Below are 16366 nucleotides of genomic sequence, written 5' to 3'. Positions count from 1 at the left end.
CATTTTTAGACAAAATAAAAAAAGGAAAATCCTAAGATTTTCCTTTTACATTCAACTATAAAAATTATTTTACAGTTACTACAGCGCCAACTTCTTCTAAAGAAGCTTTTAAAGCGTCTGCGTCTTCTTTAGAAACGCCTTCTTTGATTGGTGCAGGAGCGCCATCAACTAAAGCTTTAGCTTCTTTAAGACCTAAACCAGTTGCTTCACGAACTGCTTTGATAACTTTAACTTTTGAATCTCCAGCAGAAGTTAATTCTACAGTGAATTCAGTTTGTTCTGCAGCAGCAGATGCTTCACCAGCACCAGCAGCAGCTACAGGAGCAGCAGCAGATACACCAAATTCTTCTTCAATAGCTTTTACTAAATCGTTTAATTCTAAGATAGTTGATTCTTTTAAATCAGCAATAATTTGTTCTACGTTTAATGCCATTATAATATCCTCCGTTATAATCATTATGATTAATTTTTATTTTTTTAGTTTAAACCGAAATTACAATTATGCAACTTCTTCTTTTGATTCTGATACAGCTTTAACTGCGTAAGCAACGTTTCTGACTGGTGCTTGTAATACAGAAAGTAACATAGAAAGTAAACCTTCACGGTTAGGTAATTTAGCAAGAGCAACGATTTCTTCAACTGAAGATACGTTTCCTTCAACGATACCACCTTTGATTTCTAATGCTTTAGCTTCTTTAGCAAAATCATTCATGATTTTAGCTGGTGCAACCACGTCATCATTACTGAAAGCTACAGCAGTAGGTCCAACGAATACATCGCCCATACCTTCTAATCCAGCAGCTTCTGCAGCACGACGCAAGATACCATTTTTGATAACTTTCATCTCAACGTTTGCTTCACGTAATTGTTTACGTAATTCAGTTACTTCGTCTACTGTTAATCCACGGTAGTCAACAACTACTACAGATGCAGCTTCTTTTAACTTAGCAGTAACAACTTCAACTTCTTGAGCTTTTTTTGCGATTGATGCTTCACTCATTTTATTTCACCTCCGTTAATTTAGATGGTGGAATTTTTTTAATAAAAAAACCCCATGCCACCGTTGACATAGAGGGACTATTGATTCATTCAATATCGTCCTCGGTAGGAAATTAAGACTTACGTCACCTACTGTCTTCGGTACAGTTATTATAACCTAGACAACTATATCATAAATAGTTGTCTAGGACAAGTTTTTTTAGAAAGAAAATTTATCTACTTTAACACCAGGGCCAAATGTAGTTGTAACTGTTAAGTTTTTAATGTATTGACCTTTTGTTGCAGCAGGTTTTGCTTTAAGGATTACATCGTTAATTGTATTGAAGTTTTCAATTAATTTAGCATCATCAAATGATACTTTACCAATTGGAACGTGGATATTACCTTGTTTGTCAACACGGTAAGTTACTTTACCAGCTTTAACTTCTTCAACAGCTTTAGTTACATCCATAGTAACAGTTCCTGTTTTAGGGTTTGGCATTAAGCCTTTAGGTCCTAAGACACGTCCTAATTGACCAACTTGTGCCATCATGTCTGGTGTAGCAACAACTACGTCAAATCCAAACCAGCCACCTTTGATTTTATCAACCATGTCAGCATCGCCGACAAAGTCTGCTCCAGCAGCTTCAGCTTCTTTAGCTTTTTCGCCTTTAGCAAAAACTAAAACTGTTTGAGTTTTACCAGTACCGTTTGGTAATACAACAGCACCACGAATTTGTTGATCCGCTTTTTTAGGGTCAACATTTAAGTTATAAGCAACTTCTACAGTTGCGTCAAATTTTGCAATGTTAGTATCTTTAGCTAAAGCAACAGCTTCTGCTACAGAATATTCTTTTACTACGTCTACTTTTTTTAATGCTTCTTGCATTTTTTTACTCTTTTTAGCCATTTTGTTTCCTCCTTGATTGTGGTTATAACGGTTGAACCTCCCACGAATTTATACTTTTCAATATAAACCGACTGAGAAGCTACTTCTAAGTGTCACTTGAATAAAATTATTCTACAGTGATACCCATGCTTCGTGCAGTACCTTCTACCATGCGCATAGCTGCTTCAACGTCAGCTGCGTTTAGGTCTTGCATTTTAGTTTCAGCAATTTCTTTTACTTGATCTTTAGTTACAGTTGCAACTTTTTTAGAATTTGGCTCACCAGAACCTTTATCGATTTTTGCAGCTTTTTTAAGTAATACTGCAGCTGGTGGTGTTTTTGTAATAAATGTAAATGAACGATCTTCATATACAGAAATTACAACTGGAATAATTAATCCAGCTTGGTCTGCTGTACGAGCGTTGAATTCTTTTGTGAATCCCATAATGTTAATTCCCGCTTGACCTAATGCTGGTCCAACTGGTGGTGCTGGAGTTGCTTTCCCTGCTGGGATTTGTAATTTAACTAATTTTTCTACCTTCTTTGCCACGAGACATACCTCCTTAAGTCCGTGATGTGGTTTAATGGAGATGTAAATTTCTCCTCCCACGTTAAAAAAATAAACGTATTTCACTACGCATACTCGAATATTATATAAAATATTCTAAGAACTGTCAATCACTACTTAACAAATTATTCTTATTTCCCATCTTCCTACTATATAATTGTTTATATCTGGTTATCCTTTTCTTGCATGTTACTTGAATCTAAAAATAGACCGTGATAGAGTATGATTAAGATTATTAAGGAGGACTGTTACCTATGATACGTTTAGCAGAACCTAAAGATGCTAACGAAGCAATGGATTTAGTCATGATTGTCCTAAAAGACATGGAACTAGATATATTTAGTAAATTACCCGAATCAAAAGTAAAAGAGTTATTAGTTAAGGCTTATATTGAAGAGCCTGATTATCGCTATGGTTTTAATAATGCGATTGTTAAAGAAATCGAAGGTCAAGTCGCAGGAATTGCTTTTGGTTATCCAGATCATTTAGAAGAAACGATTGATGATGCTTTTATCAACCTTTTACTTGCTCACGATTTATCTGAAGAATATAAACTTTTCGATGATGAAGAAACATTTAAGGATGAATGGTATCTTGATACTTTAGTTACTTCTCCCAACTTTAGAGGAAAAGGTGTTGCTAGAGAATTATTAGATGCTCTGCCTAATTTAGCTAAACAACATAATAGAACCAAATTAGGTTTAAATGTTGATAAAATTAATGACAATGCCCGTAGAATTTATTTGAACAACGGTTTTGAAAAAGTCGGACAAATAGATATTGCTAACCATGATTATGATCACTTACAAAAACAAGTTGGATAATCTTTTTACTATAAAACACCAAAGAATGTCAAAATTCTTTGGTGTTTTTTATGTTTTCTCTTGATTTTTTGGAGATCATCCACTATACTGGACACATGAAGAAATATTCATATGATAATTTTTACATATATTTGAGGAGGAGTTTATTATGGAACATTCTATGGAGCATGACCACAAAAATCACAATCATTCACACGATCACGACCATGGACATGACCACGATCATAGCGGTCACAACCACGATCATGATCACGGAAAATTACCTGTCGTTTTATTTTTTATTGGTTTAGTTACTTATATTGCTAGTCTTTTTGTAGCTGATGGTATTTTCCAAAATATTTTAGCTACTGCAACTATTTTTATGTCAGGTTACCACATTATTATTGAAGGTGTTGAGGATACTATTTCTCAAACAAAACAAAATCGTAAGTTTACCCCTAACGTTCATATTTTAATGACATTAGCTGCCTTTGGTGCTGCAATTATAGGTGATTTCAAAGAAGGGGCACTACTCATTGTTATCTTTGCTGGGGCTCACTTTTTAGAAGATTACGCTGAAGGTAAAAGTAAACGTGAAATCACTAATTTAATGAAAATGAACCCAACTGAAGCTAGACTAATCAAAGCTGATGGATCTACTGAAATTGTTGATGTTGCTACTTTAAAAATTGGCGATCAATTAAAAGTGTTGAATGGAGATCAAATTCCAACAGATGGTCGCATCATTGCAGGTTATACTTCTATTGACGAATCTTCTATTAATGGTGAAAGTATGCCTGCTGAAAAAACAGTTGGTGATGATGTTTTTGGTAGTACAATTAACGGAAATGGCAGTATCACAATTGAAGTAACAAAAGAAAGTTCAGATACAGTTTTTGCTAAAATTTTACAGTTAGTTAATCAATCTCAATCAAATCTTTCTAAAAAAGCAACAAAAATTAAAAAATTAGAACCTAAATATGTAACTGCTGTAATGGTTATTGTTACTCTATATATTGTTGCAATGCCCCTTATTTTTGGTCACACTTGGTATGAAAGTTTCTATAAAGGAATGGTTTTCCTTACTGTTGCTTCACCTTGTGCCTTAGCTGCTAGTGATGTACCTGCTACTTTATCAGGTATTTCAAACTTAGCTAAACGTGGCGTTTTATTCAAAGGTGGTTCTTTCCTTTCAAACTTGGCTGGTATTCGCGCAATTGCATTTGATAAAACAGGTACTTTAACTGAAGGTAAACCAAAAGTAACAGATGTCTTCTTTACTGTAGAAAATAAAAACAACTCAGCTAACTATTTAAACATTATTGCTGCAATGGAAAAACAAGCTAATCACCCATTAGCAGATGCTATTTTAGCTCATATTGATGTAACAGAAACAATTGAACTTGATATCGACAATCAAATTGGTAAAGGTCTAGTTTCTAACTACGGTGGAAATACTTACCGCATTGGTAAACCTTCACAATTTAAGCAAGTCTCAAGTCAAGTTGAACAATTGAATCACGCATATGCTGAACAAGGTAAAACTGTCGTTTACTTCTCTGAAAATGATTCTGTTGTAGGTTTAATTGCTATGATGGACTTACCTAATGAAAATGCTAAAAGTGTTATTTCTTATCTGAAAGAACAAGGTATTCATACAACTATGATTACTGGTGATGCTGAAAAAACTGGTCGCGCTGTTGCTAACCAATTAGGTATGGACCAAGTAATCGGCAATGTCCTTCCAGAAAATAAATCTGCTATTGTTGAAGACTTAGAGAAACAATATGGTTCAACTGCAATGGTTGGTGACGGTGTAAATGACGCACCTGCTCTTGTTAAAGCAGATATTGGTGTAGCAATGGGAGAAGGTACTGATATTGCAATTGATGTAGCTGATGTCGTTTTAATGCAAAACGATTTAACTAAACTTGGTTACGCTCACCGAATCTCTAAACGATTAGACAAAGTAGTTATGCAAAACATCGTTTTCTCAATGTTTATCGTTCTACTTCTTGTCGTGCTTAATATCATTGGTAAGATGAATTTACCTTTAGGTATAATTGCCCATGAGGGTAGTACTTTAATCGTTTTATTCAATGGTTTAAGATTATTAAAACCTTTAAAAGATTAGATATTACAATAAAAAGAAGTGAGTCAGGATTAATTTTTCTGACTCACTTTTTTTAGTTTATTCAAATGTTAGAACTTGTTTTGTTTCAGCGGCTTCAAAGATTGTTTCAATCAATCTTAGCACGCGATAGACTTCTTCATTTTTAACAATTGGTTCTGCTTTTTTTCTAACGACTTCATAAAAATTATGATAGAAAGAATCAAAATCAGCTACTACTTCATTTATTTCATAAGTTGTTGTTGCTTCCTCTGATGGTGGAGCCATTGTTTTAGTTAACCCTTGTCCTGCTTGGATTGGTACAAGATTGTGGTGATCAATCGTTCCTGTTTGTTTAACTATTTTTCCCGATAAATCCCAATCATTGATAACTGCTGCTCCTTCAAAACCTCTGACATACCATCTTGGTAATTTAATAAAATTAGTCGTCCCTACTTCAATGACAGCTCTAACGCCATTTTCAAAAGTTAAATAACTAATGAAGCCATCATCAACTTCATCACCTAAGACATAACTTAAATCAGCTGCTACTGTCGTTAATTTGCTATCAACCATGAATAATAGTTGGTCTAATAAATGAACTCCCCAATCAAGAACCATTCCACCACCGTGTTGTTTTAGATGGCGCCAGTCACCAGGAATACCGTTAGCTCCTTGTACTCTTGATTCAATTTGGAATAATTCTCCTATTTTTGGTTGTTGATATAAATCACGAATAATTAAAAAGTCATTGTCCCAACGCCTATTTTGATGAACCATAAATATTTTTTCTTCTTGCTTAGAGATAGTCATAACTTCCTCTAATTCTTTTGTGTTCATCATAACTGGTTTTTCGCAGACAACATGTTTTCCTGCCTTCATCGCAGCAATAGCCAATTCTTTGTGAGAATCATTTGGTGTCGCTATTAAAACAGCTTCAACTGATTGGTCTGTCAAAACACTCTCTAAGGTTTCATAAACTTCAAAATGATTCTCTTTAGCTAATTCTAACCGTTCAGGATCGATGTCATGGATACCTACAACTTTAACACCATCTGTTTCTTTTATTAATTCTCTAGCGTGATAGCTTCCCATGCCACCATAGCCAATAACAACTAAATTGATTAAGTTCACTTGTCTTCCCCCTTACTGACTAAGCCCACCACATATCTGTTGGTTGATCGTTAATCATGATTGATTTTAAATTTGTGACTGCACGGTCAAACCCTTCGTCAATTGACATCAAAGGATCCTCATGCTCAATGCTTAAAACATAATCATAACCATACAATCTTAAGGCACTAATGATGTCAGACCATTCCTGAATACTATGACCACATCCAACTGATCTAAACGTCCAAGCACGTGTTTGAACATCACTATAAGGTTGCATATCAGTTAAACCGTACATATTAATATTATCTTGATCTAAATAAGTGTCTTTTGCATGAAAATGATGAATCACATTTTCTTTACCTAATATCTTAATAGCTCCCACAGGATCAATTCCTTGCCACCATAAATGAGATGGATCCAAATTACAACCTATTGCTTCACCTGCAGCATCTCTTAATTTCAGCATAGTATAAGGTGTATGAGCAAGAAAACCACCATGAAGTTCGATACCAATTTTCACTCCTGCAGTTTCACACACTTGATTAATATCTTTCCAATAAGGAATCAATTTTTTCTCCCATTGGTAGTGATAAATATCCGTATAATCCGTTGGCCATGGTAATACAGGCCAGTTCACACTCGTATCTGTTTCGTTTCCTCCTGCAACACCAGAAAAACCATTAACAACTGGCACATTCATCAATGAAGCTAACTGGATTGTCTTACGTAATAATTCGTCCGCTTCTTTAGCTTCTTTTGGATTGGGAGAAATCGGATTATGATGGGCGCTAAAAGCACTAATTTCTAACCCTTTATCTTGTAGTTTGGATAAATATTCTTTTCTCTCGTCACTACTTGCTAATAATTTATCTACATCACAATGGGAAGAACCAGGAGATCCTCCTGTTCCGATTTCTACTGTTTGAAGTCCTCTTTTTGCGACTTCTTCTATCATTTGATCAAAATTTAAGTTATTAAAAAGTGGAGTAAATACGCCTAATTTCATTAGATATCAATCCTTTCAATTATAATGTTTCAAGTGGTTTATGATTCCCATAAGTTGGATAATTATGGTCTTTAAGTGCTGCCCACTTCACAGCATTCTTGATAACTTTTTGTACCTTTGGATGATAGTAAGAAGGATAAGTCTCATGTCCTGGTTGGAAATAGAAAATCTTCCCGTTACCTCTCCTATAAGTACATCCTCCGCGAAAAACTTCTCCACCTTGATACCAGTTAATAAAAATCAATTCATCTGGTGCTGGTATATCAAAATGCTCACCATACATCTCTTCTTTTTCTAATTCAATATATTCGCCAATACCTTCGACAATCGGATGACTTGGATTAACATTCCAAATACGACATTTTTCATCTGCTTCACGCCATTTTAAATCACAGCTTGTTCCCATCAACTTGATAAATATTTTAGACATATGACCAGAATGTAAAACTATTAGTCCCATTCCTTGTAAAACACGTTCATGTACACGATTAACAATCTCTTCTGATACTTCATCATGAGCAATATGTCCCCACCAAACTAAGACATCTGTATCATTTAAAACTTCTTCTGTTAACCCATGTTCTTTTTCATCTAAAGTGGCTGTTTTTACAGTAAATTCTTCAGTCAAAAAAGATTTCAATTGTTCGTGAATACCTTCTGGATACATTTCTTTAACTTTTTCATCCGTTTTTTCATGGCGATATTCATTCCATACTGTTACATTAATCATTTCATTCATCCTTTTTATTTATTTAAGAAAACTGGCTCACCAGTTTTAGATGATTCATAAATAGCTTCTAGAATTTCTGTTACAACTAAAGCTTCCTCTGGTTTTACGATAGGTTCTGTATCCGTTAAAATAGCATTAATCCAAGATTCAGCTTCTAAAACGGCTGGGTCTGATCCTGTACCATCGTAAAAATCAACGCCTCCTGTTTCTAACTCAACCTTACGTTCATATAGTAGGCCACGATCTTCACCATTAATCACTAAGCCATCCTTCATATCTGCTCCACCTTTAGTGCCTGAAAGACTTGTTTTAGCTTCTCCTACATCTAAGCTGTTTAATGCCCAAGAAGCTTCTAGTGTAATCGTAGCCCCATTTTCCATTGTGACAAATCCAAATGCTGAATCTTCTACTGTGAATTTCTCTGGATCCCAAGGTCCCCAAGCATTGGCTGCATTTTTGGTTGCTGATAATTTATGATATGTATTACCTACTACATATTTTGGTTTGTAATTATTCATCATCCAAAGTGTTAAGTCTAAGGCATGTGTCCCAATATCAATTAGAGGTCCACCTCCTTGTGCTTCTTCGTCTAAAAAGACACCCCAAGTTGGAACAGCACGGCGACGAATAGCATGAGCTTTGCCTAAATAAATATCTCCTAATTCACCATCTGCACAAACTTCATGTAGATAAGTTGAGTCTGTTCTAAATCGATTTTGATAACCAATCGTTAATTTTTTACCTGTTTCTTTAGCAGCTTCAAGCATAGCTCTAGCTTCTTCACTTGTTTTTGCCATTGGCTTTTCACACATAACGTGTTTACCTGAATGTAGTCCTGCAATTGAAATTTCAGCATGAGAATTATTTGGTGTACAGACATGAATAACATCAATTGTTTTATCTTCAAGTAATTCTTGATAATCTGTATATGTTTTAGCATCACTTGTCCCAAACACTTCTTTTGCTTTTTCCGCACGTTCTAAGATTACATCACAAAAAGCAACCATCTCTACTTCTTCAATTGTTTTTAAAGATGGCATATGTTTATTTGTTCCAATTCCACCACAACCGATAATACCTATTTTTAAAGTCATAAAAAAATACCCCCATCAACGTTTTGTTTGTAACATCATTCTACAAAACTTTGATAGGGGTTTCTTCCTTAATTTAGACTTAATTATTCCCGAATATTGACTTATGAAATTTTAAAGGCGACATACCAACTTGCTCTTTAAACACGTGATGAAAGGTTTTAACACTATTAAACCCTGATTTTTCAGCTACTTCAATCATTGGGATTTTTTCATGAGATAAAATATATTTAGCTTGATTAATTCTATAATCAGTCAAAAATTGCATAAAAGTTTGTCCTGTATTTTTCTTAAAAAAACGAGCGAAATAATAGGAACTAAAACCAACTACTCCTGCTATTTCATCTAGTGTAATTCCTTCACTATAATGATTTTCAATATAAATAAAAATTTCATTTAATCGCTCTAGTGTATCATGATTATTGAGAGCTTCTGTAAAATTAGCACTCTCTTGTTTCTCCTCTTTAGCAGGTATCTCTCGGTAATAAATGGTCATGAGTTTTAACAGGCTACTAATCATCGCATGTTCATAACCTATTTTTAAATATTTCATCTCTTCAAATAAATCACCCAGACAAGCAATGACTTTTTCTTTAACCTCATAAGGCCAATTCACACTGTGATTTTCAGCCTTTTCAAATAATTTCACTAGTTCCATGTGTCCGGTATCTTTAAATAAAGAATCTCTGAAAAGATTTAAATCAAATTGAAAGACTAAACGGTTACTTCCTGGGGACGCAACAAAATAATGGGATTCTCCACTGCCAAATACAAAAATCTCTCCTTCATGCACTTGAATGATTTGCCCATCATACCCAATATTGACAGACCCTTTCGTTACAAAAATCATCTCTATTTCTTTATGCCAATGAGGTGGCACAATAATTTCTCCTACATTTTCAAACGTTCTAAAAGGAAATGATAACGGCCATTCGGGTATTTCTAAATATAAACTCATTTCTAAACTTCCTTTTGATTATTTTTAAAATCAGTATAGCAAAAAAAGCAAAGAAAACCACTATTAGGGCTCATTCTTTGCTTTTTTTCCAACTACCTTAAAAGTAGTTCCTATTCCCTTTTCACTCAAAACATCAATTTTTAAATCACCGTGATATTCCACTATTTTAGAAACAATTGATAAACCTAATCCACTTCCACCTGTTACTGAAGTTCTTGAGGTATCTGCTTTATAGAAGCGCTCAAATATTCTATTTTTTTCCGTTTCATCCATTCCGATTCCAGTATCTTTAATTGAAACAGTAAAAATCTCATCGTCAGTTGTTAACGAAATAAATAATGTATCTTGAGAAGAACTAAAACGAATCGCATTTCCAATTAAGTTTTGCCAAACTTGATACATTAATTCTTCATTGCCTTCATATAGACAGGGTTCCAACTCTATATGGCAAGTCATTTCTTTTTCAGCTAGTTGAATATTAAATAGTGAAATAACTTGTTCCAATTGCTGATTGAGAGAGTAAGTTTTTTTCTCAATTTCTCGATTCTCTTCAAGAGTAGCAAGTCTTAATAAGCTATCACTTAAATCAGACAAACGTAATGATTCTTCTTGAATGTTTTCCAAATAGTAATGCCGCTTTTTCTCGTCTTCATTTTCCTGTTTAGCTAATTGAGTAAACCCAATAATTGATGTTAAAGGAGACCTGATTTCATGAGACACATCAGAAATAAATCCCTGCTTTAACTCTTCCATTTCTTTCAACCTTAAAGACGTTTGGTCTAATTGTTTTAAAAAATCATCCCAATCATCATCAATGTATCTAAAAAGTTTCCCCTCATCTTTTGTATCAATATCAAAATCTCCTTGGCTCATCTTTTTTAACATCCGCTTCATTGTGATAAATAATGTTTTTTCGTTAACAAAAAGACGTCCTATCATAGAAGTAATAACAAAACCTAAAATAGTCACTAAACTTTGTTTCAACCACCAAGAAAAAGTTAAACTAAACATTACTAAAGTTTTATCAACTAACCAATATGACAAAATAAAACAACTCATCGCTAATATAAACGTTGATATATGAATCAGCATTTTGATTAGTTTTCGTTTCAACGGACTTCCTCCAATCGATACCCAACTCCTCGAACTGTTTTAATTTCAACTTGTGACATCTCACTTAACAGCTTTTCTCTCACACGTTTTATGTGAACATCAACTGTTCGTTCGTCTCCTTCATAATCATATCCCCAGAGTTTAGTAATTAGTTCTTCTCTTGTCACTACTTTTTCTTTTCGATTTGCTAAATAGAGTAGTACTTGAAATTCTTTTGGCGCTAAATCCAGATAGTGTTGGTTAACCTTAACCAATTGCTCTTCTGTAAGTAGTGTCAGTTTCCCAACACTTATATTAAGCTGCTGATTAATCCGATATCTTTTAAGTAAGGTTTGCATCCTTAAAATAAGCTCTTCAATCAAAAAAGGTTTTACAATATAATCATCTGCTCCTAAATTAAAGCCTTTAATCTTATCACTCAGCTCACCTCTTGCTGTCAAAAATAGAACAGGGATATCCAGAAAACCTTTGATTTTTTCAGTCAATTCAAACCCGTCCATCTCAGGCATCATCACATCTACAATCGCCAGATCAACTAATGTTTTTTCTAAAATATTAAGAGCCTCAGGACCATTTTCAGCTGAGTAAACTTCAAAATGCTCATTTTCTAGCGCAATCGTTATAAATTCTAATATTTTTTTATCATCATCTACAATTAATACCCTGTTCATTTTTTCACCTCTTCTTAATGAGTTAGTTGCTGTGTTGAAAATTCTCTATACATCTCATGAGTTTCGAGTAACTCTTGATGTGTTCCAATTCCTGTTATTTTCCCATGATCTAAAAAGACAATTTGATCAGCATTCACAACAGTTGATAGTCTATGAGCAATAACTAGAGTTGTTCTATTTTTCATTAAGTTTTGCAGTCCTTCTTGTACAACTTTTTCTGAATGACTATCCAAACTTGCCGTTGCCTCATCTAATAGTAATATATCAGGATTTCTTAAAAAAGCTCTTGCGATGGCAATTCTTTGTCTTTCTCCACCAGATAAAAGTGAGCCTCTTTCACCTACTAAAGAATGATATCTTTCGGGTAAACGTTCAATGATTTCTTTACCACACGCCAGTTCCATCACATGATCTAATTCTGCTTCACTAACATCTCTTTCCAAACCAAATGTTAAATTATCTTTAATTGAACCAGACAACATCATACTTTCTTGTTGAACATAACCAATTTTCTTACGCCATTCTTTTAACGAAAATTCAGTTACATCTTTCTTTCCATATTTAATTTTACCAGATTTTGGTTGATGGAAGGATTCAATTAATGAAAATAAAGTACTTTTACCACTTCCACTAGGACCTACAAAAGCTACTGTTTGATTAATGTTAGCAGAAAAATTGATTTCTTGTAGCAGGGGCGCTTCTTCATTGTAACTAAAGCAAACAGATTCAAATTCTAAAGCCCCTTCATTGATATTAACTACTTCACCTGTTGTTAAATCTTCAATAGGTTCTGCCAATAAATTAATAATTCTTTCTGTTGCACCTTTTATTTTTTGAAGTGATGTAAAAAAAGTACCAAACGCTACAATCGGGGTTACCACTTGAAAAAGATATAAAATAAAAGCAATCAAGGTTCCTGCTGAGAGTGTCCCTTGAGAAACTCGATATCCTCCATATGCTACAATTCCCATAATAATCCCCATTACAACAATCGACATAATTGGATTTAACGTGGCAATAATTCTAGCTTCCTTTTTACCATACGTAAATAATTTATTAATACCATTTTTCATATCTGCTTCGACTGCTTCTTCACCATTAGACGCTTTTACTAAAGGCGAAGCTGACAAAACTTGTCCAAAATCAGCAGAGAACATTGCTGTTTGTTCTTGTGTTTTCTTTGAGATACTAAAAATCTTTTTACCAAGCGGGACAATTACTACAGCAGCTAAAGGAATTGCTAAAAAGATAAGTAATGTCATTTTCCAATCCATGTAAAATAAGATAAAAATGGCGCAAATCAGTGTGACAATACCTGAAATAAAAGTAGGGATGTTTTCACTCACAAAATCTTTAATTAAATTAGTATCATTAATCGTACGACTTACTAATTCTCCTGGCCTTTCTACCTGAAAATAAGAAATCGGAAAATAAATACTTTGATGAGCTAATTTTTCTCGAATCTTTTTCACCATAAAATGCCCTGTATACGCAAGTAAATAAATAGTTATACAACTCAAAACAGCTTGTCCGACAAACAATAAAACTACCATTATCCCTTGATTAAACGAAATTCCTGAAAAAGATTTATCTACCATTTTTTGAATAATCATAGGGACAGCCAAACCAACAAGAGAAGCAAAAATACTTGAAATAACTGATATAGCCAACCAACTTTTTTTGGGTTGGGTTAATTGAAACAACTCTTTTAATCCTGGCTGATTCTTATTCATTTTTTTTATTGATTCTTTTTCTTTTAGTTGTAACATGTGATTCACCTTAACTTTCTTTAATAACCACACTATAAAATAGTTATATGAACGCTAGATGAACAAATTCAACTTTAAATTTACAATATTTTATTTATTAGCAATTCCGATAGTGTAGGATAAACTTACATGTTTTTCTTTCATATTTTTTACTCTAACTTGTATTTTATATGAACCTTCATCTAGAAGTACTAACTGTTCATCTTCTATATGATCCTTAGAATTTTCATAAACGGTGTTATTACTTTGACTATTTTTTATGAGAACCTCTACTTCACCAGAATCAATTTCACCGTCTAATTTCAGTTGATAGTTCCCTTTTTTAGGAACCGCAAAATAACCTACTCCTATTTCTTCCATTTTTTTATTTTTTACATCCATCGTTTTATCATCTTTCATGGTAAACGAAACAGTATTTTTCTTCTGTAGCTCCTTATAAAAGAAGATACCTGAAAAATTAATTCCTACAATTAGAACTATTAATATCATAAACAATGTATTTTTCTTTTTCTTCTCTGAGTCTATTTTTTGAACTACACTCTTATCCCCTTTCAATAGTTCATCTGTTGATACATTAAACTCATCACTCATTTTAACAATTGTTTCTAAATCAGGGACACTTTTCCCATTCTCCCAATTCGAAACAGTTTGTCTTGTCACATTAAATTTTTCGGAAAATTCTTCTTGGCTTAATTTATTTTCCTGACGAATACTTTTAATTTTTTCTCCTAATATCATTTAATAAACAACTCCTTTCACTAAATATTATTTCAATAAATTCTTTTACTTACTATCAAAAGTCATTAACAAGTTCGCAAATTATCTTTGCAAACCTTTAAAGAAAGACATTTTTAACAAAAAAAGAGAACAAATAGTTTTACCATTTGTTCTCTTTCTTGTATTAAGAATTATAATTACTTCGCGTAATCTACTGCTCTAACTTCTCTAACAACAGTTACTTTAATGTGTCCTGGATATTCTAGCTCATTTTCAATTCGCTTACGAACATCTCTAACAAGCAATGTTGCTTCGTCATCTGTTACTTCCTCTGGTTTCACCATGACACGAATTTCTCTACCTGCTTGAATAGCAAAACTTGTATCAACACCAGGGAAGTCATTGGCTATATTTTCCAAACGTTCTAAACGTTTGATATAATTTTCTAACGATTCACTTCTTGCTCCTGGTCTAGCCGCTGATAAAGCATCAGCTGCTGCCACTAACACTGAGATAACTGAAGTTGCTTCAACATCTCCGTGGTGAGAAGCTACTGCGTTAATCACAACTGGATTTTCTTTATACTTACTTACTAATTCAGTTCCGATTTCAACATGCGAACCATCTACCTCATGATCTAATGCTTTACCAATATCATGAAGCAAGCCAGCTCTTCTAGCTAATGTAGCATCTTCGCCAAGTTCTTCAGCTAAGACTCCTGCTAACTTAGATACTTCAATAGAATGGTTTAAAACATTTTGACCATAACTAGTTCTAAATCTCATACGACCTAAAGTTTTAATTAAATCTGGATGTAGTGAGTGAACTCCTACTTCAAAGGCTGCATTCTCACCATACTCACGAATTCTTTCATCCATTTCTTTCCGAGATTTTTCAACCATCTCTTCAATTCGTGCTGGATGAATTCGTCCATCTTGAATTAATTTCTCTAAAGTCATTCGTGCTACTTCACGTCTGATAGGATCAAATCCAGAAAGTACAACTGCTTCTGGAGTATCATCGATAATTAAATCGATTCCTGTCAGTGTTTCAAGTGTGCGGATATTTCGACCCTCACGACCAATGATACGGCCTTTCATGTCATCATTTGGTAAGTTAACCACTGTAACTGTCAACTCAGATACTTGATCTGCTGCACATCTTTGAATTGCTAATGATAGTAAGTTTTTCGCTTTTCTATCTGCTTCTTCTTTAGCACGTTGATCACTTTCTTTAACAAGTATTGCTCTTTCATGAGTCAATTCTTTTTCAGTCTCAGCCATAATGATATCTTTAGCATCGTCTTTTGTTAAAGCCGCAATTTTTTCCAGCTCTTCTTTTTGCTGGTCGATTAATTCTGATACCTCTTGTTCCCGCTCATCAATCAATTGTTTCTTAGAATCAATCTTTTCCTCTTTTTCTTCAAGTGAACGTTCACGCTTTTCTAAAGAGTCATCTTTGCGATCAAGATTATTTTCTTTTTGTAATAGTCTATTTTCTTGATTTTTTAGTTCTACTCTTTCTTCCTTCAGCTCACTTTCGATTTCTAATCGGTAATTCTGATTCTGTTCCTTAGCTTCCAACAAACTCTCTTTTTTTAGAGTTTCGGCTTCTTTTTTTGCTTGTTCAATAATACCTGACGCTGTATTGTTAGCACCCGCTATTGATTTTTCGTGTTTGGACTTCGCAAAAAAATAACCGATTGTCAAACCTACAATTAATCCGATGATAGTGAGGAGTATCAAATTCATAAAAACACCTCCATACTATCTTTAATTATTTTTATGTGTAGATTAAAAGTAAAATATTACTGAATCATGCTCTACAGGCATGAGTGTATAAAACAA

Annotated in this window: 16 protein-coding genes and 1 other annotated feature; of the genes, 2 read left to right on the top strand and 14 right to left on the bottom strand. The window is 33.8% G+C overall.

Translation table 11 applies throughout. The features are described 5' to 3' along the window. Window positions 1–64 precede the first annotated feature (64 nt). The 4 genes from rplL to rplK all read right to left on the bottom strand — a co-directional run bounded on the left by rplL (window position 65) and on the right by rplK (window position 2417). A complete protein-coding gene (gene rplL, locus H9L18_RS03075; protein ID WP_126791153.1) occupies window positions 65–433 on the bottom strand; it encodes a 50S ribosomal protein L7/L12 in 369 nt (122 codons plus the stop codon). A gap of 66 nt (window positions 434–499) precedes the next feature. Further along, a complete protein-coding gene (gene rplJ, locus H9L18_RS03070; RefSeq protein WP_126791156.1) occupies window positions 500–1000 on the bottom strand; it encodes a 50S ribosomal protein L10 in 501 nt (166 codons plus the stop codon). A gap of 35 nt (window positions 1001–1035) precedes the next feature. Continuing rightward, window positions 1036–1159: a sequence feature (ribosomal protein L10 leader region), on the bottom strand. Between the two features lie 39 nt (window positions 1160–1198). After that, window positions 1199–1888, bottom strand: coding sequence for a 50S ribosomal protein L1 (gene rplA, locus H9L18_RS03065; protein WP_126791158.1), 690 nt, complete (start codon window positions 1886–1888; stop codon window positions 1199–1201). 106 nt (window positions 1889–1994) lie between these two features. Beyond that, window positions 1995–2417 (bottom strand): 50S ribosomal protein L11, encoded by a 423-nt coding sequence (rplK, locus tag H9L18_RS03060; RefSeq protein ID WP_126791160.1) that lies wholly within the window; start codon window positions 2415–2417, stop codon window positions 1995–1997. A gap of 272 nt (window positions 2418–2689) precedes the next feature. Between rplK and H9L18_RS03055 the strand changes: the two genes are divergently transcribed. After that, window positions 2690–3259, top strand: coding sequence for a GNAT family N-acetyltransferase (locus H9L18_RS03055; protein WP_126791162.1), 570 nt, complete (start codon window positions 2690–2692; stop codon window positions 3257–3259). 148 nt (window positions 3260–3407) lie between these two features. Further along, entirely contained in the window at window positions 3408–5372 is a 1965-nt protein-coding gene (locus H9L18_RS03050) for a heavy metal translocating P-type ATPase (RefSeq protein ID WP_126791164.1), read from the top strand. Window positions 5373–5429: 57 nt separating this feature from the next. Here H9L18_RS03050 and H9L18_RS03045 read toward each other — a convergent pair whose 3' ends face one another. The 10 genes from H9L18_RS03045 to rny form a co-directional block, all read right to left on the bottom strand. Then, a complete protein-coding gene (locus tag H9L18_RS03045) occupies window positions 5430–6482 on the bottom strand; it encodes a Gfo/Idh/MocA family protein (protein ID WP_126791166.1) in 1053 nt (350 codons plus the stop codon). A gap of 19 nt (window positions 6483–6501) precedes the next feature. Further along, window positions 6502–7470 (bottom strand): sugar phosphate isomerase/epimerase family protein, encoded by a 969-nt coding sequence (locus tag H9L18_RS03040; RefSeq protein ID WP_126791168.1) that lies wholly within the window; start codon window positions 7468–7470, stop codon window positions 6502–6504. 19 nt (window positions 7471–7489) lie between these two features. Next, window positions 7490–8200 (bottom strand): ThuA domain-containing protein, encoded by a 711-nt coding sequence (locus H9L18_RS03035; RefSeq protein ID WP_126791170.1) that lies wholly within the window; start codon window positions 8198–8200, stop codon window positions 7490–7492. Between the two features lie 14 nt (window positions 8201–8214). Beyond that, a complete protein-coding gene (locus tag H9L18_RS03030; protein ID WP_126791173.1) occupies window positions 8215–9294 on the bottom strand; it encodes a Gfo/Idh/MocA family protein in 1080 nt (359 codons plus the stop codon). A 79-nt stretch (window positions 9295–9373) separates the two neighbouring features. Next, window positions 9374–10249 carry an AraC family transcriptional regulator gene (locus H9L18_RS03025; RefSeq protein ID WP_126791175.1) on the bottom strand — a complete coding sequence of 292 codons (876 nt, stop codon included), beginning with the start codon at window positions 10247–10249 and terminating at the stop codon, window positions 9374–9376. 63 nt (window positions 10250–10312) lie between these two features. Beyond that, complete coding sequence (locus H9L18_RS03020; protein ID WP_126791177.1) at window positions 10313–11362, bottom strand: sensor histidine kinase; 1050 nt, start codon at window positions 11360–11362, stop codon at window positions 10313–10315. Beyond that, complete coding sequence (locus tag H9L18_RS03015; RefSeq protein WP_126791179.1) at window positions 11359–12033, bottom strand: response regulator transcription factor; 675 nt, start codon at window positions 12031–12033, stop codon at window positions 11359–11361. Before H9L18_RS03015 ends, H9L18_RS03020 begins: the two co-directional genes overlap by 4 nt. 14 nt (window positions 12034–12047) lie before the next feature. Then, window positions 12048–13802, bottom strand: a complete 1755-nt coding sequence (locus tag H9L18_RS03010; RefSeq protein WP_126791182.1) for an ABC transporter ATP-binding protein — start codon at window positions 13800–13802, stop codon at window positions 12048–12050. Window positions 13803–13892: 90 nt separating this feature from the next. Further along, window positions 13893–14540, bottom strand: coding sequence for a helix-turn-helix domain-containing protein (locus tag H9L18_RS03005; RefSeq protein WP_126791184.1), 648 nt, complete (start codon window positions 14538–14540; stop codon window positions 13893–13895). Between the two features lie 176 nt (window positions 14541–14716). Next, window positions 14717–16270: a ribonuclease Y gene (gene rny / locus H9L18_RS03000; protein ID WP_126791186.1), complete on the bottom strand. Its 1554-nt coding sequence runs from the start codon at window positions 16268–16270 to the stop codon at window positions 14717–14719. Between the last annotated feature and the right edge of the window lie 96 nt (window positions 16271–16366).

It is taken from the genome of Vagococcus carniphilus, assembly GCF_014397115.1.
Lineage (GTDB): Bacteria > Bacillota > Bacilli > Lactobacillales > Vagococcaceae > Vagococcus > Vagococcus carniphilus.
The sequence above is the reverse complement of the archived record's forward strand: the minus strand, read 5'-3'. Positions and strand labels throughout refer to the sequence as shown.